The sequence below is a fragment of the Streptomyces arenae genome (assembly GCF_022343545.1).
GTDB lineage: Bacteria > Actinomycetota > Actinomycetes > Streptomycetales > Streptomycetaceae > Streptomyces > Streptomyces humi.
Window position 1 is genome coordinate 20,472 of the sequence record NZ_JAKQYH010000080.1, and the last position, 21,679, is coordinate 42,150.

A 21,679-nucleotide genomic window follows, 5' to 3' on the forward strand; every position below is an offset into this window, starting at 1 on the left:
GGCCGATGGTGTGGGGGCCTTCGTCCCAGGCCGGCAGATGCTGCACCGGGGGGGGGATCGCGTGCCGCATCGGCAACAGCCAGGCTGTTCCCTCCCCTTGAGGAGGAAGCCCGGTCCCGGGTTCGGGCGTCCAGCCGAAGTCCGCTGGATGACCGGTGCCGTTGTGGATCCGGTAGGCGCGTGCCGCCCGAGCCACGCCTCGATCCTCACCCAGGCCCCCACCACGGCCCGCTCATACTGCTGCTCATCGGTCATTCCCGTGACTCTACGGAGCTCAGACGCATGCGATCAGAACGACATGGCGGGGGAACGGCGCGAAGCGCCCGTCCCTCCGGTCGTGCCGGGGGAACGGGCGCTTGCGTAGGGGCTCAGCCCTGGAGTTTCATGCCCTTGGGCGACGTGAGGCCCTTTTGCGGGTGGGCACGGAACGTTGCCGTCCAAGTGGTGGGCGGGCAGGACGTGCCGTTGGGGTGCTGCTCCGTCAGTCTGGCCCGAGTGCTGTCCTCGACGACCGTGTCGCCGCTCTTCACGGAGGTCACGGTGAGCCGCACCGGCACGGTGGACGCACCGATGTCGTCGGGGAGGTGGACCGACAGCGAGGCGATCGGGTCATCGGGACGGCCCGATGTCCGCTCCTCGCAGGTGCCGTCCACGCACAGCCGGATCCTCACCGCGTCCCGGCCGCCGAAGTCGGCGGGCCGCCACACGGCGGAGACCTGCGAGTCCGCGTCGGCCTCGGTGCACGACGCGTCCTGGCCGAGGAGCGAACAACCGGTCAGGGCCACTGCCAGCAACGGTGTGAGAAGGGCACGGCGCATGTCAGTACCTCGCTACTGTGCCGGGGAAGGCGCTGTTGGCCAGTCCGATGTCGGTGAAGTACAGCCAGCACGGGTCGAAGAACCCGCCGCTGTTGTCGCTGCCGCCGCCACCGCCGCCGGAGATGATGCCCTTGGCGTAGGCGCGTCCGCTGCCGTCGACGGTGTACACGGGGCCGCCGGAGTCACCCTTGATCGTGCAGGATCCGGACGTCTTCTTGGCGACGACCATGTTCTTGGCAGTCGTACCGCCGGAATAGTGGACGGTCGCCTGCGTGTCGGTGACCTCCCAGCCGCACTTCTCGCCGGTCATCATGCCGCCCGTACAGATCTTGTCGCCCTCTTGTGCCCAGCGCCGCCAGTAGTCCTGGACCGGTCGGGACGAGCTGGATGTCTTGCCGCCCTTGTAGATCCGGGCCGAGGCGGAACTGTCACTGTTGACGCGGTACAGCGACAGGTCACCCGAGTAGTAGCTCTGGCCGGAGAGCTTCACCGAACCGTACCCGTTCTTCCAGTTGTCCCGGACGACGGGACCTATGTAGTCGGTGCCGCTGGGGTTCGTTATGGCTCCGTTGCCGGAGGTGCAGTGGCCCGCGGTCACCATGTACCACTTGCCGCTGTACCTCCAGGCGAATCCCGCCGTGCACCAGGCCGCCGAGCTGGCGGTCATCTGCGAGTAGATGCGTGCCCCGCCGTAGTAGGGCGAGGTGTCGTTGTAGCGGGTCGCCTGGGGCTCCAGGCCGTCGGCTCCGGACATGAGCTGCACCGCCACGGTGTCGGTGCCGTATCGCTCGCCCAGGGCGGTGACCAGCTCAGGGGCGGCCGTCTCGGTCCCCACGACGACACGGTTCTCCGCGGCGTCGACGGACGCGACGCGCAGTCCGCTCACGCCGGGCAGTTCCGCCTCCGACAGTTGGAGTACCTCGTCGCGCACGGACGCCAGCGCGGTGACGCTGTGGTCCACCACTTCGGTGCGCGGGACGACCTGCTCGGTGAGGGTCGGCCCGGTAGGCGCCGGAGTGGTCTCAGTGGTGTCCTCGGGCATCGGGAACGACTCCTCGCCGGTGGTCTCCACGGACCCGTCGGCGGGCGGCGCCGGAGTCTCGGCCTCGTTGGGCTCGGTGTCGGGCTTGGTGCCGTCCTCCGTGTCGTCCGTGGGCAGTCCGCTGCCCTCGTCGGACGGGGCCTGAGTCACCTGGATCGGGGCGGACGCCTCGTCGGCCGAGGCCGACTCCGCGACCGGCGCGACCAGTTCACCCGTCGCCGCGTCGACGTAGGGCGGGGCGAAGGTATCGGGGTTCTCGGCCGCGCGGGCCTCTGCCTGCTCCAGAGCGTATGCCTGGGCTGGTTCCGATTCCGGCATGGTGTCGCTCTGGCCGCTGTCGATGACTTCGACGCGGTCGACCACTGCCGAGACCGGTTCGGCCTCCGGCGGGGCGTACGTCCCGCCGAATCGGGCGCCGATCTGCCGGCTGCCGCTGCCGGACAGGGACGAGGTGTCCCACAGCAGCTTCGGCGCCGCGCCGCCGGTGAGCGGCACCGGCCAGGTGACGGCGGTGCCATCGGCGCGGGTGACCTGGGAGGCCGGGATGACCTGCCACGGGTCCGCGGACGCGGTTCGCTGGAGGAAGGTGACGTCCGTGAGCGAGGCCGGGGCGCTGACCGCGAGATCGGCCGAACCCACGAGCACCTCGCCGTTGGCGGGCGCGGTCACGACCGCCCGTCCGACGTGGAAGGCGCGCTTGGTCTGGGGCGAGACGTTGCCGGCCCGGTCGGTCGCGGTGACGACGAGCTGGTGGCTGCCCTCGGTGGCCGGGGTGATCGGCAGTGCCACCGGGCCGCCTGTGGTGGTGACGGTCTGCGCGGTGCCGCCGTCGACCGAGTACGTCAGACTTCGGGTGTCGGTGCCCTCGGGCGTCAGCGTGAAGGTACCGGTCACCTGTGCTCCACCGGCCCAGGCGTTCGACGGGTAGGCCACGGAGGTCACGGCCGGGGCGCCGGGCGCCGTGGTGTCGACGGTGAACCGGTAGTGGGAGGTCGCCCCGCCTGTGCCGTTGCCGTCGATGCCGCGCACGTGCAGGTACCAGGTGCCCTCGGTGCGGGTCGTCGTGTACGAGGTGCCGGTCGTCTCAGCCGTGCTGTCGGGCGTGGTGTCGGCGGTGTCGTCGACGACGATGCTGTACCCGGCGGAGGAGCCGGAGGGCGCGGTCCACGTCGCGCTGAAGGAACCGCTCTTGTACGCGCCCGTCTGGTCCGGGTGCGTGGCGGAGCTGATCACCGGGCTGGGCGGCAGCGTCATGTCGACGCGGAACGGCAGATGCGCGGCGGTGGACGACCAGTTGCCCGCCTGATCCTTGGCCCGCACGTGCAGGTACCAGGTGCCGTCCGCGTTCACGGTGGTGGTGAGCTTCGTCGACGTCTGCACCGTGCCTGTGGTGGCCGGCAGGGTGTCCGCGACACGGTCCACGGTGACGACGTAACCAGCGGCGCCGGACAGGTCCGTGGGCGCCGACCAGCTGAACGAGGCGGTGCGGTTGGCGTAGGCACTGGTCGTCACGGGGTGCGTGGAGGAGACCAGGCCGCCGGGCGCGCCCGGGGCGGTGGTGTCGACGTTGAAGCTGCGGTGCTGGGTCGGGGACCACAGCCCCGCCTTGTCCTTGGCGGCCGCGTGCACCCACCAGGTGCCGTCGGTACGCCCGGACCAGTTCACGTCGGCCGTCGTCTGCGTGACGGTGGTTCCGGCGGACGTCGTCGGGCTCTGGTCGAGCTTGACGGCGTATCCGCTCACGCCGGAGGCATCCGTCGCGGCGAGCGTGCCCGTGAACGTGGTGGCGTCGTACCAGGCCGACGCGGAGGGGTGACTTGTGGAGGTGATGGCGGGAGCGGACGGGACGGTGGTGTCCACGGTGAACGTCTGCCACCCGGACCAGGCCCCGCTGTCGGTGCCGTCGGACGCCCTGGCCCGCCACTTGTAGTCGCCCGCCGCCAAGGTGCCGGCCGTGTGGGTCGCCACCGCGCCGGAGGCCACGGACCCGGAGGTGCCGGACTGCAGGGCCGCGGTGCCGTTCGCCGCCCAGACCTCGAAGGTCAGCGTGAGCTGCTGGGCATCGGCATCGACGGCCTTGGCCGACAGAGTGGGCGTGGTGTCGGAGGTATAGGTGCCGGACAGCGGGGAGACGGCCGTCGCGGTACCGGGCTTGGTGTTGTAGGTGACCGTCAGGGAGGGCTCATAGGCGGCGTTGTGCGAGCCGTCCGTCTGGTTCGCCGAGTAGTAGCGGCGCCAGGTCAGCGGGTCCGTCTCGTCGACGGCCGCCATCCGCACACCGTAGTTCGGCTGGCCGTCGGCCCAGGCCTGGACGATCCCGTCGATGTCCCAGGAGACGTGCCCGGCCGGGCAGCTGGAGTTGTAGCCCTTGGCTGCGGTGGAGGTCACGGCGCCGGTCGAGGTGGTCGTCGGCTGGTCGGCCCAGGTGATGGCCGACGGGTCCCAGGTGGAGGTGATACGGCGCACCTGGTTGCCGGAGTTCGTGGTGGAGCACGTGGACGAGTAGTACGAGTACAGGCGCAGGTCGGTGTCGACGATGTGCTTGCCGGCGTACTTCGCCACGTCGAACTTCAGGTACGAGCGGGCCTTTTCGGTGCCGTTGTAGGTACCGGCCTTCAGCTCGGTCGAGCCGCGCTGCGAGGTGAGGTAGTCGTCGTACTGGACCCATGTGTCGGTGACCGGGCCGAACAGGGAGTCGGTCGGGTCGATGGTGACCGGATACTTCAGCTCGGGATCGGCGAGGAACTCCGGGTCGGGCTCCATGACCAGGACCTGGTCGCCAGTGTCCGCGTCCCGCTCGACCGTGACGTCGATGGCCGCAAGGTCCTCGGGCTCACCGGAGGCGCGCTTCTCGCCCGAACCCCACATCACCGGCATCGGCGCGGTGGCGACCGTATGACCGCTGCTGTCGCTCCAGCGCAGCCGTTCGTCGGCGGTCTCGTGCAGGGTGAGGCCGTCGGCCGAGACGGGCAGCCGATAGCTGACCGGGCCGTCGGGGCGCTGGCGCAGGACGATGGAGTGGGAGAAGCCCTCCTTGAGGGCGGTCACCACGAGGTCACCGCCCTCGACGGCGCCGGGGTAGACGGCGGTCGGGCCGTCCAGGCGCGGCTCGGGCAGCTTGGTGGGCCAGTCGAGGCCGAGGGTACGGCCGCCCCGGGAGACCTCGGCCAGCGGTTCGCCCGAACCGCCGCCGGAGAAAGTGATGTCGGCGGCCGCGTTCTTCGGCCGCACCACGCCGTCCTCGGACATGAGGGTGGTGTCGATCGGCTGCCAGCTGCCGTCCTGCTGCTTGACCCGGATCGGGCCGGTGTACGACTCGACGGTGGTCGTGCCGTCGGCGTTGGCCCACGTGGTGGTCGACGCGGTGCGCTCCGAGACGAGCTCGGTCCGGGCACCAGACGTCCGCTGCACCGCTGGGGCTTCGGTGGTCGAGTCGGCGTCGTCGGCGAACGCGGGCTCGTTGAGCAGAGGCAGCGGGGCACATACGAGAGCGGCCAACAGGGCCGCCGCCAAGGCTCGTTGCCTCCGGCGGGATCTTCGTCGGCCGGGGGCCGGGGCGGCCGGGGCGGAGTGGTGCACAGGGATTCCTTTCAGCCATCTTGACTAAAGATTGGTTGATCTTAAGGCCTGCGCACACACCCTCACAGAGGGAGGAGCTCGCTCCAGTTCTGACGGCCCGTCCGGTGATCCCAGATCAGACACACTCCAGCGTGACGGAACTGAACCGCACACCCATCGACGCGGAACACAGCGGCAGATCCGGTTCTGTGCGGTGCCGTGCAGGGGCAGAGTTCGCAGACCGGCGTCGCGCGCGCCTCGGATGCGGTCCTCGCAGCGGGCCCGGCGGCGGTGACGCAGTTCGAGGTCGGCGAGTTGGCCACCCTTTGTGTTGGTTGCGAAAGGGGTCAGCCGCAGCCCGTCGTCGTCGGTGAACCACAACTGGGCGCCCAGGTACGGCCGTTCCTTGCGGACGATCAGCCTCATGTCTTTCGGCCAGGTGCTCAGTTCGGGAATGTCGGTGATCTCCGCAACCCAGGCGCCGGGCCGCTCGGAGTACAACAGCCACCGACCCCGGCAGGAGAGCCAGTCGAAGAAGGTGTGCGCTCTCGACGTGGACCCGCGGGTACAACCCAATGCTCTTCTTCACCTGAGAAGTGCAGCTTTCCAAGCGACTGACTGGACCCCGCTTGGGTCCGATCGGTGCAGGTCAGAAGCGCTTCTCGTTTTTTTGATCAATCCTCGGACAGCTCGTGCGGAGAACCGAGGCCAGGTAATTGCCGGTCACGCGCGTAGCAAGTCACGTCGCTAGAGGTGCGATCGGGACGGTGGTGCCGAACGCGGCGCTCTGCAACGCCGTGATGCGCTCAATGACGAGCCCCAGCAGCACGGCCGCCGCGATCATGAGCGCCTCCGCTACCACGAGGAAGGCCATCGATCCCGGGGCCACCCGGTCCCCCACCACGAGCACCACCGCGTGCGTGACCCAGGCGGCCCACCACAGGTTCACCAGTCTCGCGCCTCGGTTCTGCTCCCATGACGCTGAGCTCGCATGCCCGATGTCGAGGACGAACCGGCGAGGGACAAAGAAGTTGACCACCGGTATGAACCACGCGCCAATCGTCCAGCCCCGACTCGGGAGCGAGGCCTCAGGGGACAGCTCCTGGGCGTTACGCCGGGACCGGGCGAGCCACACGAGGGAGCTTTGCGGGCGGTGCTCGTCATCGTCTTCGGCCTGTCTCGGGGGCGTGTGTGGCCGCAGCGGACGCTGAGGCGGAGTGATCATAGGGTCTACACGCCGCACGTGCGTACGACTTTCGGGTCGTCGGTGGCAGAGGCCGGCTTCCGGGTCTAGGCCGGGGATGCAGCGATCTCCGCAGCCAGCGACACCGCGATCCCCGAGAGGAAGGCGAACCACTACCAAGGCGCACAACGGCCGACCCACGCATCGAGGGCGAGGCCGCTCCTCCCGCTGCGGCCCCCTGATCGGACCCGGCGCCCGCGGCCACCGAACCCGCCGACCAAGGCCCACGCCGGTGCACAACGCGTGCACACTTCCGCGGGAAGTCGCGGGGACTCCTGGGTAGAAGCGGGATACACCCCGACAGGGCAAGGGCTCGCACCGGGCTATTCGGCCAAGTCGGAGTCCTGAAGGCAGACGAGTCGGGCTGTACGCCGGGTTCTGTTCCCCGGTCCCTCGCGGGAGTCGGGGTGACGGCCATCCATCTAGGGCCGGTGTTGCCACCGGCCTCGTGCGGTCTACCCGGGGGCTCGGGCGGGCAGCCCTCGAACGTCCCCGCAGAGCGCTTTTCACGGCGCCCCTCTTGACCTTGCTCCGGGTGGGGTTTACCTAGCTGCCCAGGTCGCCCTGGGCACTGGTGGTCTCTTACACCACCGTTTCACCCTTACCGAGGACCGAGGTCCCCGGCGGTTTGCTTTCTGTGGCACTGTCCCGCGAGTCGCCTCGGGTGGCCGTTAGCCACCACCCTGCCCTGTGGAGCCCGGACGTTCCTCGGGAAGCCCCCTAGGGGGACTCCACGCGGCCGTCCGCCCGGCTCGTCTGCCGTGGCGACCATGTTACCGGGCGGGCCGGCCTCCTCGGTGCCGAGGCCATCGTCGCCAGTACCGAGCCCGTCAGGATCAGTGCGAAGGCCGCGGCGATCGTCGGGGTGAAGCTCTCGTCCAGGAAGAGAGCCCCGGCCGCCACCGCCACCGCCGGGTTGACGTACGTGATGACGGTGGAGCGGGTCGGGCCGATCTCCTTGATGAGTTCCAGGAAGGCGACGAAGGCCACCGCCGTGCACAGGACGCCCAGCGCGAGGAGGGAGAGGAGCGCGTTCGTGGAGGGCAGGGTGGAGGGCCGGGTGACCGCCGCCGCGGGGGCGTAGACCAGGGCCGTCAGGGTCAGGCACGGCGCTATCAGCTGTAGCGTCGGGACGTCCTTCAGGCGGCGGGCCGCGATGAGGGGCGCGGTCGCGTAGCCGATCACCGTGAGCAGGACCTCGCCGAGGGAGCGCGCGTCACCGCCGGTCAGGTGCGGGACGGTCAGGACGCCCACGCCGGCCAGGCCGATCAGGAGGCCCGCGATCCGGCGGGCACCCATGTGCTCCCGCTCGCCGCCGAAGTAGCGCGCCGCCACCACGCCCACGATCGGCACGCCCGCGATCAGCAGGCCCGCCGTCGAGCTGGAGAGGTGCCGTTCGGCGTCCGTGAGCGTGAACCACGGGCCCATGATCTCGATGCAGGCGAAAGCCAGCATCGGACGCCAGTGGGCCCGCAGGGTGCCCAGCAGGCCGCCCTGCCGGATCGCCAGCGGCAGGAGCAGCAGCGCTCCCACCGCACAGCGCGCGAAGACCACCATCGACGGGGACACCTCGTCCACCGCCACCTTGATCATCAGATAGGGGATGCCCCAGACCACTCCCATCAGGGAGAACAACAGCCAGCCGCGTGCAGTCATGGGGAGAGTCTCGCGGTCAGCGCCGTGCCGCGTCTTGAACGCTGTTGCGGTACGCCGCCGGGGTCACCCCAAGCACCCGCCGGAACCAGCGGGTCAGATGGGCCTGGTCGGCGAAGCCCACCAGCGTCGCCACCTCCGCCGGTCGCAGACCCGCCTCCAGCAGCCCGCGGGCCCGGTTCACCCGGTGCTGGGCCAGCCAGGCATACGGCGGCACGCCCATCGTCGTACGGAACGCCCGGAGCAGTTGGTAGCGGGAGAGGCCCAGGTCCGCGGCCAGGTCGGCGAGCGACGGCGGGCAGGTCAGCTCGTCGGCCAGGCGGTCCCGGACCAGCAGGGAGATGCCGTGCGCTCCGGCGACCCGGTCCGTCGCCGGCCGTGCCGTGGAGTGACGCCGGGACAGGGCCGTCAGCAGCCACGGCAGGCGGGACTCCGCTTCCAGCGGGTCCGGGCAGGCGGCCAGTTCGGCGTGGGTCCGGCGCAGGACCGCGGCCAGCTCGGGGTCGTCCAGTACGGGGTCCCGGAAGTGCGGTACGGCGTCCAGGGTGCCGTCCGCCAGCAGGGCCGGGTCCGCGTACAGGGCGCGGTAGGCGTAGCCGTCGGTCGCGGTGGCGGGGCCGCCCGTGTGCATCTCGCCGGGGGCCAGGACGACGATGGAACCGGGGCCGGTACTGATGTGGCCGCCCCGGTAGTCGATGACCTCGGAGCCGCCGACGCACACCCCGATCGTGAACTCGGCGTGCGCGTGCGGGGCGTAGGTGTGCCGTTCGAAGTTCGCCGTCAGCAGGTCGAGTGACGGGCCGCAGCGGCCCAGCCTCGCCCTCGTCCACCGTGCCTGTTCAGCCACGTTCGCACCCCCTCCGCTAAGAGTGCAACGCCCTCACACCCCGTTTCCATGCCGCGTCCAGGTCGGCGTCGTCCGGAAACCGGCCGTGGATCTCCAGAACGACCATGCCGTGCGCGAACGCCCAGGTGGCGCGGGCCAGGTCCTGGTCGCCGCCGCAGGCCCGCAGGAGCGGGAGGGCGGCCCGGGCCTCCAGGCCGTCCGGCAGCCGGGTGCGCGGCAGGGGGCGTTCGGTGGCCAGGCAGTAGAGGTGGGGGTGGGCCAGGGCGTAGGCGCGGTACGCCTCGGCCAGGGCCTCCAGGGATCCGGGGTGCCGGGTCTCTGCCGCCTCCATGGCCGCGGCCGCCTCCTCCAGCATCTGCGCGGTCAGCTCCACCTCCACGGCGTGCTTGTCCGGGAAGTGCTTGTAGAGGGAGGGGGCCTTGATGCCGAGGCGGTCGGCGAGGGTGCGCATGGTGAGGTCGGCGGGGCCGGACTCCTCCAGCAGCTCCCTGGCCGCCGCGACGATCTCCCGCGCCCTCGCCGTCAGCCGGTCGTCAGTCACGCTGGAAGCCTTCTTTCGTCCGCAGTCCGTAGCCGAAGGCGCGATCGTACGAGATGTGGGCCAGCCAGCCGCAGAGCGCGGCGAAGGCCGGGGGCCAGAAGAAGAAGGGCTGCACCGCGTACGCCGTGAGCAGCGCCAGCGGGACCAGCGCACGGTGCATCGCGTTGTAGTACGGCACCGCGCGCGGCGGCAGCTGCCCCTTCGCCATCCGGGGCGCCTCGTCGAGGGCGATCAGGAAGGTGAGGTCCGGGAGGAGGAGGAAGAGCAGGGCGAGGGCGCCGGCGAGCCAGCCGTGGTTCACGCCCTCCAGTACCGCGAAGGCCGTCCAGAACAGGGCTCCGGCCAGCCAGGCCGTACGGCGGGCCACGGTTGCGGCGCCGCGGACCCGGGGGGTGGCACTCCTGGTTGCAGAGGTTGCAGAGGTTGCAGAGGCAGTGCTGGTTGCAGAGGCGGTGCTGGTTGCGGTGATCGCAGAGGTTGCGGTGATTGCAGTGGTCGTCGTGGTGGTCATGGCTGCCTCCCGAAGGCATATCGGCTAACGCCGTTAGCCATGACCGTACGGCTAACGGCATTAGCCGTCAAGGCCGCCGGTCAGTCGCTCGGCCGGTCGGCCCGTCACGCGCCGGGGAACATCCGCTCCAGCGCGTCGAACGCCGCCGCCATCCGCACCCGGTGGTCCACGGCGACCTCCTCGAACGGCTCGCCCGCGAGCTCACGACTCACAGAGACGACACACACCGAGCGGTACGCGGCGACGAACACGGCCGCCATCAGCTCCGGGTCGCCGAGGCCGGCCTCGGCGAGGGCGCGGGCCAGCGCCCGCTCGACCTCCTCGGCACCCTCCCGCGCCCGCGCCAGCAGCGCGGGCGAGTCGGCGACGACGAACCAGAAGCCCGCGAAGCCCTCCCCCAGGCCGCCCAGCGGATGCCCCGCGTCGATGAACCGGAACGCGAGGCCACGCAGCGCCGCGAGCGGCGTCTCGTCGGCCGCGCGCCCCCGTACCGCGCCGGCGAAGGCCTCGACCGCCTGCGGGATGCGGTCGAGGAACAGGTCCTCCTTGCGCGGGAAGTAGTTGAAGACGGTCATCGCGGAGACGCCGGCCTCCCGTGCGACCTCCGCGACGGTCACCCGGTCGAAGCCGCGCTCCCGGAACATCACCGTCGCGACGTTCGAGATCCGCTGCCGCGTCTCCCGCTTCTTGCGCTCCCGCAGGGACTCCCCTGGCCTGCTGTCATCGATCACAAGAAAACTATAGCCGCTCGAAACTTTTAGTGACTACAGTGAAGCCATGACGACGACACACGCCATGAACGATGGCAACGGCAACGGCAACGGCAACGGCAACGGCAACGGCAAGAACAGCGACGGCGGGAACGGCGACCGCGGCGACTACGACGTGGTGGTGGCCGGCGGCGGCCCCGTCGGGCTCTTCCTCGCCTGCGAGCTGCGGCTCGGCGGGGCGCGGGTCCTGGTCGTGGAGCGGCTGACCGAGGTGGACGAGACCATCAAGGCGGGCGGGATCAACACGGCGGGCGCGGTGGCGCTCTACCGGCGGGGGCTACTGCCCGACCTCGCGGCGGCCTGGGAGAAGAACCGGTGGCGGATGCGGGCCTTCCTCGGGGAGCGGGGCGGGGAGCAGGCCGCGGACCAGGGCGCAGGCGCGACCCGCACGCCCCCGAAGTTCGCCGGGCACTTCGCCGGGATCATGATGCGCGGTGACCTGTTCGACCACACCGACCCGGCGTTCGCCGACATCGGCCCCGCCGACGGCGTCGGCCTCGGTGTCCCGCAGGCCGACCTGGAGCGGATCCTGGGCGCCCGTGCCGAACGGCTCGGCGTCGAGGTCCGCCGCGGCGCGGAGCTGACCGGCTTCGACGCCGACGACGACGGAGTGGTCGTCCGCCTCGCCGACGGGACGCGGATCGGGGCCGGGTGGCTGGTGGGGTGCGACGGCGGGCGGAGCACCGTCCGCAAGCTCGCCGGGTTCGACTTCCCGGGGACCGAACCGGAGATCACCGGCTATCAGGCGGTCGTCGAGATGAGCGGCGGCGAGCGGCTCGGGGTCGGCTGGAACACCACCGACGTGGGGACGTACGTCAACGGCCCCTTCCCCGGCCGGATCCTCACCGTCGAGTTCGACGGGCCGCCCGCCGACCGCTCGGCGCCGATCACCGCCGAGGAATTGCAGACCTCCCTGCGCCGGGTGTCGGGCGTCGACGAGGTGACCGTCCACGAGGTGCACTCCTCGACCCGGTTCACCGACAACGCCCGGCAGGCGAGCACCTACCGGCGGGGCCGGGTGCTGCTCGCGGGGGACGCGGCGCACGTGCACTCGCCGTTCGGCGGGCAGGGACTCAACCTCGGGCTCGGCGACGCCATGAACCTCGGCTGGAAGCTCGCCGCCGTCGTGCGCGGGCTCGCGCCGGACGCCCTCCTGGACAGCTACACCGCCGAACGGCATCCCGTCGGCGCCTGGGTGCTCGACTGGACCCGCGCCCAGATCGCCGTGATGCGGCCCGACCCGCACGCCCGTGCGCTGCGCCGGGTGGTCACCGACCTGGCGCTGACGACGACCGGGACGACGTACCTCGTCGGGCGGATCTCCGGTGTCTGGCAGCGTCACGACCTGCCCGGCGAGCACCCGCTGACCGGGCGCAGCGCCCCCGACCTGGAGCTCTCCGACGGCAGCCGGCTCGGTGACCGGCTGCACGGCGGCCGGGCCGTGCTGCTCGACCTCGCGGACGACCCCAAGCTGCGGGCCCGCGCGGAGGGGTACGCCGACCGGGTGGACGTACTGACCGTGGCCTGCCCCGCACGTCCGGAACTGACCGGCCTGCTCGTACGCCCCGACGGCTTCGTCGCCTGGGCCGCGGACCAGGACCAGGACCAGGGCCACCAGGCAGACGATCTCGACGCCACCCTGACGCGCTGGTACGTCGCCGCCTGACCCACGGGCACAGCACCACCTCACCCCGGGCACAGCACCACCTGCCCACGGACACCCCGTGGCTTGCCGCACGGGGGCACCCCGTGGCTTGCCGCGCGGGGGCACCCCGTGGCTTGCCGCGCGGGGGCACCCCGTGGCTTGACCCTGTCGCGGCGTCAACGTCTGTACTGGTGGCATGCGGATCGGAGAACTCGCCGCCGCCGTCGGCGTCAGTACGCGCACGGTGCGGCACTACCACCACCAGGGACTGCTGCCCGAGCCCGGGCGGCTCGCCAACGGGTACCGGGACTACACCCTCCGGCACGCCGTCGTCCTCGCCCGGATCCGGCGGCTGACCGAGCTGGGTCTCGGCCTCGCCGAGGTGCGGGACGTGCTCGCGGACGAGGCCGGCAGGGATCTCGTCGAGGTGCTCACCGAGCTCGACGCGGACCTCGCCCGGCAGGAGGCCGAGATCCACGACCGCCGGCAACGGCTGCGGTCCCTCCTGGACGCGGGCGAACCGCCCGCAGAGGGGCCCGTCTCGCCCGAACTGGCCGCCCTGTTCAGGGCGACCGCCCCGCACCTCGGTGACTCCCCCATGGCCGCCAAGGACCGTGCGGTATTCGCCATGCTGGAGACGGTCGTGGACCCCGAGGAACGGGCCCGGCTGATGTCCCTGGCCGGCGCCATGGCGGGGTCGGCACGGGCCACGGCCAGGGCCAGGGCCCGCGAGGCGTACACGCTCCTCGACGCGCTCGCCGACGCCGGCCCCGACGATCCCCGGGTGGCCGAGGCCGCCCGGGTGATCGCCGACACCGTCCCCGCCGGTGTCGTCCCGGACCACGGCTTCGACCACGAGAACAGCTTCCTGCGCGCCCTCTACGCCGATCTCGCCCCGGCCCAGGCCGCCGCGATCCGCCGGGCGCTCGACATCCTGACGACCGGGGAGGGACCGTGAGGACGGCCCGCGCGATCCTGCGGCACGAGGCGCGGCTGATGGCGAGCCTGGTGCGGTGGGCGGCCCGGCGCACCAGCGGAACAGGCACGCGGTTCGGGTACGCCGAGGGCCAGGGCGCGATGATGTCCGGGCTGGCCTTCGTCTGCGTGGTCGAGACGGTCGCCGTGTCGGTGCTGCTGCGCGACTGGCCCGCCGTGGAACGGGTGATGCTGGTCCTGGACGTCTACACGGTCCTCATGGTCGTCGGCCTGCACGCGGCGAGCGTGGTCCACCCGCACCTGCTGACCCAGGACGCCCTGCTCGTCCGCAACGGTGTCCGGCTGGAGCAGCGCATACCGCTGCACCTCATCAAGTCCGTGCGCTCCGACACCCGTTACCTGCACGACAGGAAGGCCGCCGCCGAACTCGACGTGCCCGTGGGCTCCCAGACCTCGGTGACCGTCGAACTCGCCGAGCCCGTCACCCACTTCACGCTGCTGGGCCGCGCCCGCGAGGTGAGCGTCGTACGCCTGCACGCCGACGACGCGACCGGTCTCGTACGACAGCTCGGTCAGGCGCTCACGCGGGCGCGAACCGCACCTTCGCCGTGCCCGGATCGGCCTCGACCAGCCGTACCGGCAGCCGCTCGCCCAGCGGAAGACGCACCCCGTCCTCGATCCGGCCTATGACGGCGGGCTCCTGGAGCAGCACCCGCCCCACGGTCGGCCGGTGCTCCTCGACCTCGACCACGCAGCCGTCGAAGACCTCGCCGACCCGGTCCTTCAGCAGGGCCGCCTCGACGATGTCGACGCACTCCCGTTCCACCGTGCCCGAGCGCCGCGAGCCCTCCGCCATCTCCTTGGGTAGGGCGTCCAGCCCCATCAGCACCCAGTCCGGCGGGGTCTCGCCGGCCGCCGCCGCGAGGCAGAGTTCGGACGCGTAGCGGTCCGCGAGGCGGCGCAGGGGCGCGGTGCAGTGGGCGTAGGGGGCGGCCACCGCCGCGTGGGTGGTGACCGCGGGCCGGACGCCGTCCCGGAAGACCGTGTACCCGGCGCCGCGCAGCAGGGTGGTGCACTCCTGGAGGAAGGCCGCGTGCCGGGGGCGGCGCGGGTTCAGGGAGCGGATCAGCTCCGCGTACGACACATGGTGCGGCCACTCGATGCGCAGCGCCCGCGCGGTACGGCGCAGCCGGACCACGGCGCCGTCGGGGGCGGTCGGCAGGGTGCGCAGCACACCGGTGCCGTGGGCGAGCATCATCTCGGCGGCGGCCATGCCGGTGAGCAGGGAGATCTGCGCGTTCCAGGCGTCGGCGGGCAGCGGGGCGCGGTAGGCGAGCTCGTAGGTGTGGTCGTGCTCGACGATCTCCTGCTCCGGCACGTTCAGCGAGATGCCGCCGCGCGCCACCTCCAGCAGTTCCCGCGCCTCGCCGATCTCCTTGAGCAGCGCGACGGGTTCCTCGGCGGTCCCGTCGTCGATCCGCCGCTGCACATCCGCGTAGTCGAGCTTGGCCCGGCTGCGCACCAGGGCCCGCCGGACGTCGGCGGCCCGGGTCCGCCCCTCCGCGTCCAGGTCGAGGGTCCACAGCACGGCCGGGCAGGTCTGGTCCGGGAGCAGGCTCGCGGCGCCCTCGCTGAGCACGGCGGGGTGCAGCGGGACCCTGCCGTCCGGGAAGTAGAGCGTGGTCACGCGGTGGTGCGCCTCGGAGTCCAGCGCTCCGCCGGGTACGACGAAGGCGGCGACGTCGGCGATGGCGTACCGGACGCGGTAGCCGCCGTCGTGCCGGGACAGGTGCATCGCCTGGTCCAGGTCCCTCGACGTGGGCGGGTCGACCGTGAAGAAGGGGATGTCGGTCGCGTCGTGCGCGGGCACGGCCGGGGCCTTCGCGGCGCCCTCGGCCTCCGCGAGGACCTCGACCGGGAAGCTGTCGGGGACGCCGAGGTCGGCCCGGAGCGCGCTGAGCGCGGCCCGGAGGGGGGCCTCGGGGGCACCCTTGACGCGGATGTGACGGCGGGGCATAGGTCGAGCGTAGTCACATCGCCCGGCTCCGGCGTCTTACGCTGGCGCGAAGCGTCGATGACGAACGTCGGTCACGAACGTCGGTCACCAAGGTCGAGTGTGAAGGCCGGTCGTGAAGGCCGGTCGTGAAGGCCGGTCGTGAAGGCCCATCATGAAGAGGAGTACGTGTGCTGGTCCTGCTGCCGCCCTCGGAAGGCAAGGCGTCCTCGGGTCGTGGCGCCCCGCTGAAGCCCGGGTCGCTGTCGCTGCCGGGGCTCGCGGAGGCCCGCGAGGCCGTGCTGGCCGAACTGGTCGACCTGTGCGCGGGCGACGAGGAGAAGGCCCGTGAGGTCCTCGGACTGAGCGAGGGACTGCGCGGCGAGGTCGCGAAGAACGCGCAGCTGCGGACGGCGGGCGCGCGCCCGGCCGGGGAGATCTACACGGGGGTGCTGTACGACGCCCTCGGCCTGGCGTCCCTGGACCCGGCCGCGAAGCGGCGGGCGGCGCGGTCGCTGCTGGTGTTCTCGGGGTTGTGGGGTGCGGTCCGGGTGACGGACCGGATCCCGTCCTACCGCTGCTCGATGGGGGTACGGCTGCCGGGGCTCGGGGCGCTGGGCACGCACTGGCGCGGGCCGATGGCCGAGGTGCTGCCGGAGGCGGCCGGGTCGGGGCTGGTGCTGGACCTGCGGTCGGCGGCCTACGCGGCGGCCTGGAAGCCGAAGGGCGAGGTGGCCGCGCGGACGGCGACGGTACGGGTGCTGCACGCGCCGACGCGGAAGGTGGTCAGCCACTTCAACAAGGCGACCAAGGGGCGGATCGTGCGGAGCCTGCTGACCGACGGGGCCGCGCCGGCCGGCCCGGCCGAGCTGGTGGAGGCGCTGCGGGACCTGGGGTACGAGGTGGAGGTGACGGCGCCCGCGCCGGGTCAGGCGGGGAGGCCGGGGAAGCCGGGGCAGGGCTGGGCACTGGACGTGTTGGTTACAGAGGTTCACTAGAGTTAGAGGCTATAGCGACAGTTGGAGCAGTCGCTGAGGCTATAGCGGCAGCAGGAGCAGGCCGCTGCCGCTGCCGCTTGAGGGGCTAACGTCAGCAACACCCTCTAATTGCAACATGCGCAACACCCTTTGCGGAGGCTGCATCACGTCGGCAGGATGCTCGTCATGCCCACCTCCGTGCTGGACCTCGCCCCCGTCGTGCCCGTGGTCGTGATCGAGGACGCCGCCGACGCCGTGCCGCTGGCGCGGGCGCTGGTGGCCGGCGGGCTGCCCGCGATCGAGGTGACGCTGCGGACGCCCGCCGCGCTCGACGCCATCCGGGAGATCGCCGGCGCGGTACCGGACGCGGTGGTCGGCGCGGGGACCGTCCTCACTCCCGGGCAGGTCACCGGGTGCGTGGCCGCCGGGGCACGGTTCCTGGTCAGCCCGGGGTGGACGGACGGGCTGCTGGCGGCGATGGCCGGGTCCGGCGTGCCGTTCCTGCCCGGGGTGTCGACCGTCTCCGAGGTCGTGGCACTCCTGGAGCGCGGGGTGCGGGAGATGAAGTTCTTCCCGGCGCAGGCAGCCGGCGGCACGGCCTATCTGAAGTCCCTCGCCGGACCGCTGCCCCAGGCCCGGTTCTGCCCGACGGGAGGGATCGGCCCCGGCAACGCGCCGGAGTACCTCGCCCTCCCCAACGTGGGCTGCGTCGGCGGCACGTGGATGATCCCGGCCGATGCCGTCGCCGCCCGGGACTGGGCCCGCGTCGAGTCACTGGCACGCTCGGCGGCGGGACTCCGGGACGGCAGCCCACGGGACGGCAGCCCACGGGACGGCAGCCCAGGAGACGGCAGCCCAGGAGACGGCGGCCCAGGAGACGGCGGCCCCAGGAACGGCAGCCTCGGCGACGGCACCCTCGGCGACGGCGGTCTCAGGGACGCAGGTGGGACGTGTCGTTGAAGAGCCGTACGCTCGCGTTGCCGTCCGCGTAGTACGCCACCGCCGAGAGCGAGGCCGCCGACAGTTCCATGCGGAACAGCGACTTCGCCGGCGCGCCGAGGGCGAGCCGCACGAACGTCTTGATCGGCGTGACGTGGGTGACGAGCAGGACGGTGCGGCCCGCGTAGGCCGCCACCAGCCGGTCCCTGGTGGCCGCGATCCGGGTGGCCGTCTCGGCGAAGCTCTCACCGCCCCCCGTGGGGTGCGCCTCCGGGTCGGCGAGCCACGCGGTCAGGTCGTCCGGGTAGCGCTCGCGGACCTCGCCGAAGGTGAGGCCCTCCCAGGCGCCGAAGTCGGTCTCCTTGAGCCCCTCGTCGATCGTCACGTCGAGGCCGAGGCGGTCGGCGACGGCCGCCGCCGTCTGCCGGGTGCGGGTGAGCGGGGAGGCGAGGATCGCCTCGACCGTGCCGCGCCGGGCGAGTGCCTCGCCGACCCGGCGGGCCTGGTCCTGGCCGATGTCGGAGAGGGCGGGGTCGGTGCCGCCGCTGCCGGAGAAGCGTTTCTGGGGGGTGAGGGGGGTCTCGCCGTGGCGGAGGAGGACGAAGGTCGCCGGTGCGCCGAGGTCGGGGGCCGAACTCCAGCCGGGGCTCGCCACGGCGCGGGCGGCGCGGGTGTCGGCGCGGGGTGCGTCGGCGGTCGTCGTCACGGTGCCGGTGAGCGGGGGCTGGTCGCGCGGTTCCCCGCGCTCCTTTCGGGGCGCCGCGAGTGCCGCCCGTGCCTTCGCGGCGCCCGCCACCGCGTCCCCCGTCACGCGCGGCCGCTCGGATCCGCGCTCGGCACGGGGCGCCGACGCCCGTGCGTCCAGCTCCGCCGTCGATGCCGAAGGCGACCACCGCTCACCGCGCTTGCCGGCGTCCATCGCCTCGTTGGCCAGGCGGTCGGCATGCTTGTTCTCGGCTCTCGGGATCCACTCGTAGGCGACCTGGTCCGGTGGGAACACTCGGGACGCCTCCGTCGCCAGCGGCTTCATGTCCGGGTGCTTGATCTTCCACCGGCCGGACATCTGCTCGATGACCAGCTTGGAGTCCATGCGGACGTGCACGGTGGCGGTCGGGTCCAGGGCGTGGGCCGCGCGCAGGCCCGCCAGCAGGCCCCGGTACTCGGCGACGTTGTTGGTGGCGACGCCGAGGTACTCGGCCGTCTCCGCCAGCGTCTCGCCGGTCGCCGCGTCGATGACCACGGCGCCGTAGCCGGCGGGGCCCGGGTTGCCCCGGGATCCGCCGTCCGCCTCGACGATGAACTCCCTTGCCACGTAAGCCCCTCAAGCCCCTCTGGTGGTCCTACAGGCCCGACTCGGACGTGCGTACCAGGATGCGGCGGCAGTTCTCGCAGCGGACCACCGTGTCGGGCGCGGCCGAGCGGATCTCGTTCAGCTCGGTGATGGCGAGCTCCTGGCGGCAGCCCTGGCAGCTGCGGGCGTACAGCTTGGCCGCGCCGATGCCGCCCTGCTGCTCGCGCAGCTTGTCGTACAGCTTCAGCAGGTCGGCCGGGACCGCTGCCGCGATGACCTCGCGCTCCTTGGTGACGGTCGCCGCCTCGGTGTCGAGCTGCTCCGCCGCGGTGTCCCGCCGGGCGGTCGCCTCGTCGATACGGCCCTGGACGGCGCCGACCCGCTCGGACAGTTCGGCGACCCGCTCCTGCACCGACTCACGGCGCTCCATGACCTCCAGGACGACGTCCTCCAGATCGCCCTGGCGCTTGGCGAGGGAGACGATCTCCTTCTGGAGGTTCTCCAGGTCCTTGGGGGAGGTGACCGCGCCGGAGTCCAGGCGCTGCTGGTCGCGGGCGGCGCGCTGGCGCACCTGGTCCACGTCCTGCTCGGCCTTGGTCTGCTCGCGGGCGGTGTCGCTCTCCTCGGTCTGCGCGGCGACCAGCAGGTCCCGCAGCTGCGTGAGGTCCTTCGTCAGCGACTCGATCTCGGCGTGCTCGGGCAGCGACTTCCGCTTGTGCGCCAGCTGCTGGAGGCGTACGTCCAGGGCCTGGACGTCGAGGAGTCGGATCTGGTCGGCGGGCGCTGCGTTCAGTTGGGGGCTCCAAGGGACGGTGAGTGGCTGGTCCAGGGGTCGGTGACCGTCTTGGAGACGTGCACGCGCAGGTCCCAGCCGTGGCGGTCGGAGATCTCGTCGAGCTGGGCCGCGGCCAGCTCGCACCAGGGCCATTCGGTGGCCCAGTGCGCCGCGTCGAGCAGCGCGAGGGGGCTTCGGGCGACGGCCGCCGTGAACTCCGACGCCGGGTGGTGGCGCAGGTCGGCGGTGAGGAAGGCGTCCACCGCGGCGGCCCGCACGGCGTCGAAGAGGCTGTCGCCGGAGCCGCCGCTGACGGCGACCGTGCGGACCAGGGCCTCGGGGTCGCCGGCGACACGGATGCCCTGCGCGGTGGCGGGGAGGCGTTCGGCGGCCCGGTCGGCGAGCTCGCGGACGGTCACCGGGTGGTCCAGCTCGCAGACGCGGCCGAGGCCCCGGCGGCCCTCCGGATCGGTGGGGTCCGGGACGAGGGGCCGTACGACCCTGAGGTCCAGGGCGCCCGCGAGGGCGTCGGAGACACCCGGGTCGGCGGTGTCGGCGTTGGTGTGGGCGACGTGCAGCGCGATGTCGTTCTTGATGAGGGTGTGCACGACCCGGCCCTTGAAGTGACCGGCCGCGACCGTCGTCGTACCGCGCAGGTAGAGCGGGTGGTGGGTGACCAGCAGGTCGGCGCCCAGCTTCACCGCCTCGTCGACGGTGTCCCGCACCGGGTCGACGGCGAACAGGACCCGGGTGACCTCCTGGTCGGGGTCGCCCACGACCGTGCCGACGGCGTCCCAGGACTCGGCCCGCTCGGCGGGCCACAGGGTCTCCAGGGCGGCGATGACTTCAGACAGACGGGGCACGGGGAAAGGCTACCTGCCTGTTCCGCGGGGCTGTACCCGCTCGCCCGCGGGAGACGGCCCGCAGCACATCCGCCCCCGTTTCCTCAGGCGAATCGTCCAGCGTGCACCCGTATGTGTGAAGCCGGGGGCTGCCGGTCCCCCGCCTGTGCGTGCGAAAACTAGCTTCGTGGCCGGAGGTGACCGAACGATGACGGCCTGTGCGATCGACCCCTCGGCCGCGGACGAGGACGACAGCGTGCCGGGAGCGGGCTGCACCATCACGGTGGACGGGGCGTACGCGGCCCGGCTGGCCCAGCAGGATGGTTCCTGCTACCCGGAGCGCTGGACGCTGGACGGACCCGAGCCGTACGCCGTGCCGCTGCCCGGAAACCAGCCGGAGGAGCCGGACACCGAGGTGCAGCCGCTGGGCGACGGACGGGTGCTGATCCGCCGGCTGGTGGACGGGCGGCACCACTTCGCCCTGCTGTACCCGACCGGTCCGGGCACCGGCGAGCTGCCGCTGGGCGCGGTGGAGTGCCCGGACCCGGACGCCTCGCTACGACTGCTGCCGCCGGCGCCGGGCGGCGCTCACGCCTACGCGCTCGCCGTGGGGCCGCGCTCCTCCACCGTGTGGCTGGTGGCGGGCGGGGCCTTCGGGCCCGAGCGGCTGGCGGTGGTTCCGGGCCGGTGTTCGGGCGGGGTCTGGCTGGACCGGCGCGGGCGGATGCTGGCGCTGGACCGGGAGCTGGGCGGGCGCACCAAGGCGGTCGTGGTCGATCTGGAGCGGGGCGGCGAGGTGTCGCCGCTGTTGCAGATCGCGGCGGACAGCGACGACCGGCTGCTGCTCGCCGACCCGGACAGCGGGCTGATCCTGGTCGGCTCGGACGCGCCCTCTCCCGGGCAGGAACGGTTGGGCTGGGGCGTCCTCGGCAGCACGCTGCCGCTGCGGTTCCCGGAGAGCCTGCGGGTGCCGCAGGTGCCGGACTGCACGGTGACGCCGTTCGCGATCCAGCCGGGGCAGGTGCTGACGCCGGAGAGCTGCGGGGTGGCCCTGTGGATCGCGGGTCCGCTGGGCAGCTGGGTCGGCGCCTGGCGGCCAGGGGGCCGGCGGATGTGCCATCTCCCCGCGCCGGAGGGGTGGTTGGCCGGCGCCGGGGTGTGGACGCAGGACGGGGTGCTGCGGCTGCCGTACACCACGGGGGAGGTCCCGTGCGGGGTGGCGACGGTCATGGTGCCCTGGGAGGGGACGGGGGGTCCGGGGGAATCGGGGGGAACTGGGGAAGCCGAGGGCCACGGGG

Annotated in this window: 17 protein-coding genes, 1 other RNA gene and 3 pseudogenes; 7 read left to right on the plus strand and 14 right to left on the minus strand. The window is 72.3% G+C overall.

Annotation, left to right across the window (positions count from 1 at the left end):
• Positions 1–368: 368 nt before the first annotated feature.
• The 9 genes and pseudogenes from MB828_RS38350 to MB828_RS38395 all read right to left on the minus strand — a co-directional run bounded on the left by MB828_RS38350 (position 369) and on the right by MB828_RS38395 (position 10,069).
• A complete protein-coding gene (locus MB828_RS38350; RefSeq protein ID WP_301652194.1) occupies positions 369–818 on the minus strand; it encodes a hypothetical protein in 450 nt (149 codons plus the stop codon).
• A gap of 1 nt (position 819) precedes the next feature.
• The gene (locus tag MB828_RS38355; protein WP_301652195.1) at positions 820–5,358 is read right to left on the minus strand and encodes a DNRLRE domain-containing protein; all 4,539 of its coding nucleotides are present in this window, start codon (positions 5,356–5,358) and stop codon (positions 820–822) included.
• A 258-nt stretch (positions 5,359–5,616) separates the two neighbouring features.
• Positions 5,617–5,907: pseudogene (locus tag MB828_RS38360) on the minus strand (IS1380 family transposase); the annotation flags it as partial.
• Positions 5,908–6,157: 250 nt separating this feature from the next.
• On the minus strand, positions 6,158–6,643 hold the full coding sequence (locus MB828_RS38365) for a DUF4328 domain-containing protein (RefSeq protein WP_301652196.1): 486 nt from the start codon (positions 6,641–6,643) through the stop codon (positions 6,158–6,160).
• A gap of 369 nt (positions 6,644–7,012) precedes the next feature.
• Positions 7,013–7,416, minus strand: an RNA gene (gene rnpB, locus MB828_RS38370) — RNase P RNA component class A.
• Positions 7,417–7,531: 115 nt separating this feature from the next.
• A pseudogene (locus tag MB828_RS47025) lies at positions 7,532–8,317 on the minus strand (DMT family transporter); the annotation flags it as partial.
• 16 nt (positions 8,318–8,333) lie between these two features.
• Complete coding sequence (locus MB828_RS38385) at positions 8,334–9,161, minus strand: AraC family transcriptional regulator (RefSeq protein WP_301652199.1); 828 nt, start codon at positions 9,159–9,161, stop codon at positions 8,334–8,336.
• A 16-nt stretch (positions 9,162–9,177) separates the two neighbouring features.
• A complete protein-coding gene (locus MB828_RS38390; protein WP_133022393.1) occupies positions 9,178–9,687 on the minus strand; it encodes a TetR/AcrR family transcriptional regulator in 510 nt (169 codons plus the stop codon).
• A 7-nt stretch (positions 9,688–9,694) separates the two neighbouring features.
• The gene (locus MB828_RS38395; RefSeq protein WP_301652200.1) at positions 9,695–10,069 is read right to left on the minus strand and encodes a DUF4260 family protein; all 375 of its coding nucleotides are present in this window, start codon (positions 10,067–10,069) and stop codon (positions 9,695–9,697) included.
• A 25-nt stretch (positions 10,070–10,094) separates the two neighbouring features.
• Between MB828_RS38395 and MB828_RS38400 the strand changes: the two genes are divergently transcribed.
• Positions 10,095–10,241 carry a hypothetical protein gene (locus tag MB828_RS38400; protein ID WP_301652201.1) on the plus strand — a complete coding sequence of 49 codons (147 nt, stop codon included), beginning with the start codon at positions 10,095–10,097 and terminating at the stop codon, positions 10,239–10,241.
• 76 nt (positions 10,242–10,317) lie between these two features.
• Here the strand turns inward: MB828_RS38400 and MB828_RS38405 are convergent, their stop codons facing one another.
• On the minus strand, positions 10,318–10,857 hold the full coding sequence (locus MB828_RS38405; protein ID WP_430381492.1) for a TetR/AcrR family transcriptional regulator: 540 nt from the start codon (positions 10,855–10,857) through the stop codon (positions 10,318–10,320).
• A gap of 133 nt (positions 10,858–10,990) precedes the next feature.
• On the opposite strand from MB828_RS38405, the gene MB828_RS38410 reads away from it, so the two are divergent.
• From MB828_RS38410 to MB828_RS38420, 3 genes are all read left to right on the plus strand, one after another.
• Complete coding sequence (locus tag MB828_RS38410; protein ID WP_301652203.1) at positions 10,991–12,649, plus strand: FAD-dependent monooxygenase; 1,659 nt, start codon at positions 10,991–10,993, stop codon at positions 12,647–12,649.
• 175 nt (positions 12,650–12,824) lie between these two features.
• A complete protein-coding gene (locus tag MB828_RS38415) occupies positions 12,825–13,586 on the plus strand; it encodes a MerR family transcriptional regulator (RefSeq protein WP_301652204.1) in 762 nt (253 codons plus the stop codon).
• Positions 13,583–14,254 carry a hypothetical protein gene (locus MB828_RS38420; protein ID WP_301652205.1) on the plus strand — a complete coding sequence of 224 codons (672 nt, stop codon included), beginning with the start codon at positions 13,583–13,585 and terminating at the stop codon, positions 14,252–14,254. The genes MB828_RS38415 and MB828_RS38420 overlap by 4 nt, the downstream gene beginning before the upstream one ends.
• Here the strand turns inward: MB828_RS38420 and MB828_RS38425 are convergent.
• Complete coding sequence (locus MB828_RS38425; protein ID WP_301652206.1) at positions 14,145–15,581, minus strand: RNB domain-containing ribonuclease; 1,437 nt, start codon at positions 15,579–15,581, stop codon at positions 14,145–14,147. The genes MB828_RS38420 and MB828_RS38425 overlap by 110 nt on opposite strands.
• A 167-nt stretch (positions 15,582–15,748) precedes the next feature.
• On the opposite strand from MB828_RS38425, the gene yaaA reads away from it, so the two are divergent.
• Together yaaA and MB828_RS38435 are read left to right on the plus strand one after the other, a co-directional pair.
• Complete coding sequence (gene yaaA, locus MB828_RS38430; protein ID WP_301652207.1) at positions 15,749–16,555, plus strand: peroxide stress protein YaaA; 807 nt, start codon at positions 15,749–15,751, stop codon at positions 16,553–16,555.
• A gap of 156 nt (positions 16,556–16,711) precedes the next feature.
• Positions 16,712–17,341, plus strand: a pseudogene (locus MB828_RS38435) (bifunctional 4-hydroxy-2-oxoglutarate aldolase/2-dehydro-3-deoxy-phosphogluconate aldolase); the annotation flags it as partial.
• Between the two features lie 124 nt (positions 17,342–17,465).
• Here MB828_RS38435 and MB828_RS38440 read toward each other — a convergent pair.
• Genes MB828_RS38440 through MB828_RS38450 form a run of 3 tightly spaced genes read right to left on the minus strand, consistent with a single transcriptional unit; the run spans position 17,466 to position 20,402 of the window.
• Positions 17,466–18,785, minus strand: a complete 1,320-nt coding sequence (locus tag MB828_RS38440; protein ID WP_301652208.1) for a bifunctional RNase H/acid phosphatase — start codon at positions 18,783–18,785, stop codon at positions 17,466–17,468.
• A 28-nt stretch (positions 18,786–18,813) separates the two neighbouring features.
• The gene (locus MB828_RS38445) at positions 18,814–19,557 is read right to left on the minus strand and encodes a zinc ribbon domain-containing protein (RefSeq protein WP_133022389.1); all 744 of its coding nucleotides are present in this window, start codon (positions 19,555–19,557) and stop codon (positions 18,814–18,816) included.
• A complete protein-coding gene (locus MB828_RS38450) occupies positions 19,554–20,402 on the minus strand; it encodes a Nif3-like dinuclear metal center hexameric protein (protein WP_133022202.1) in 849 nt (282 codons plus the stop codon). The genes MB828_RS38445 and MB828_RS38450 overlap by 4 nt, the downstream gene beginning before the upstream one ends.
• Positions 20,403–20,589: 187 nt before the next feature.
• On the opposite strand from MB828_RS38450, the gene MB828_RS38455 reads away from it, so the two are divergent.
• Positions 20,590–21,679 (plus strand): hypothetical protein (locus MB828_RS38455; RefSeq protein WP_301652209.1); only part of this gene is annotated, 1,090 nt, incomplete at its 3' end.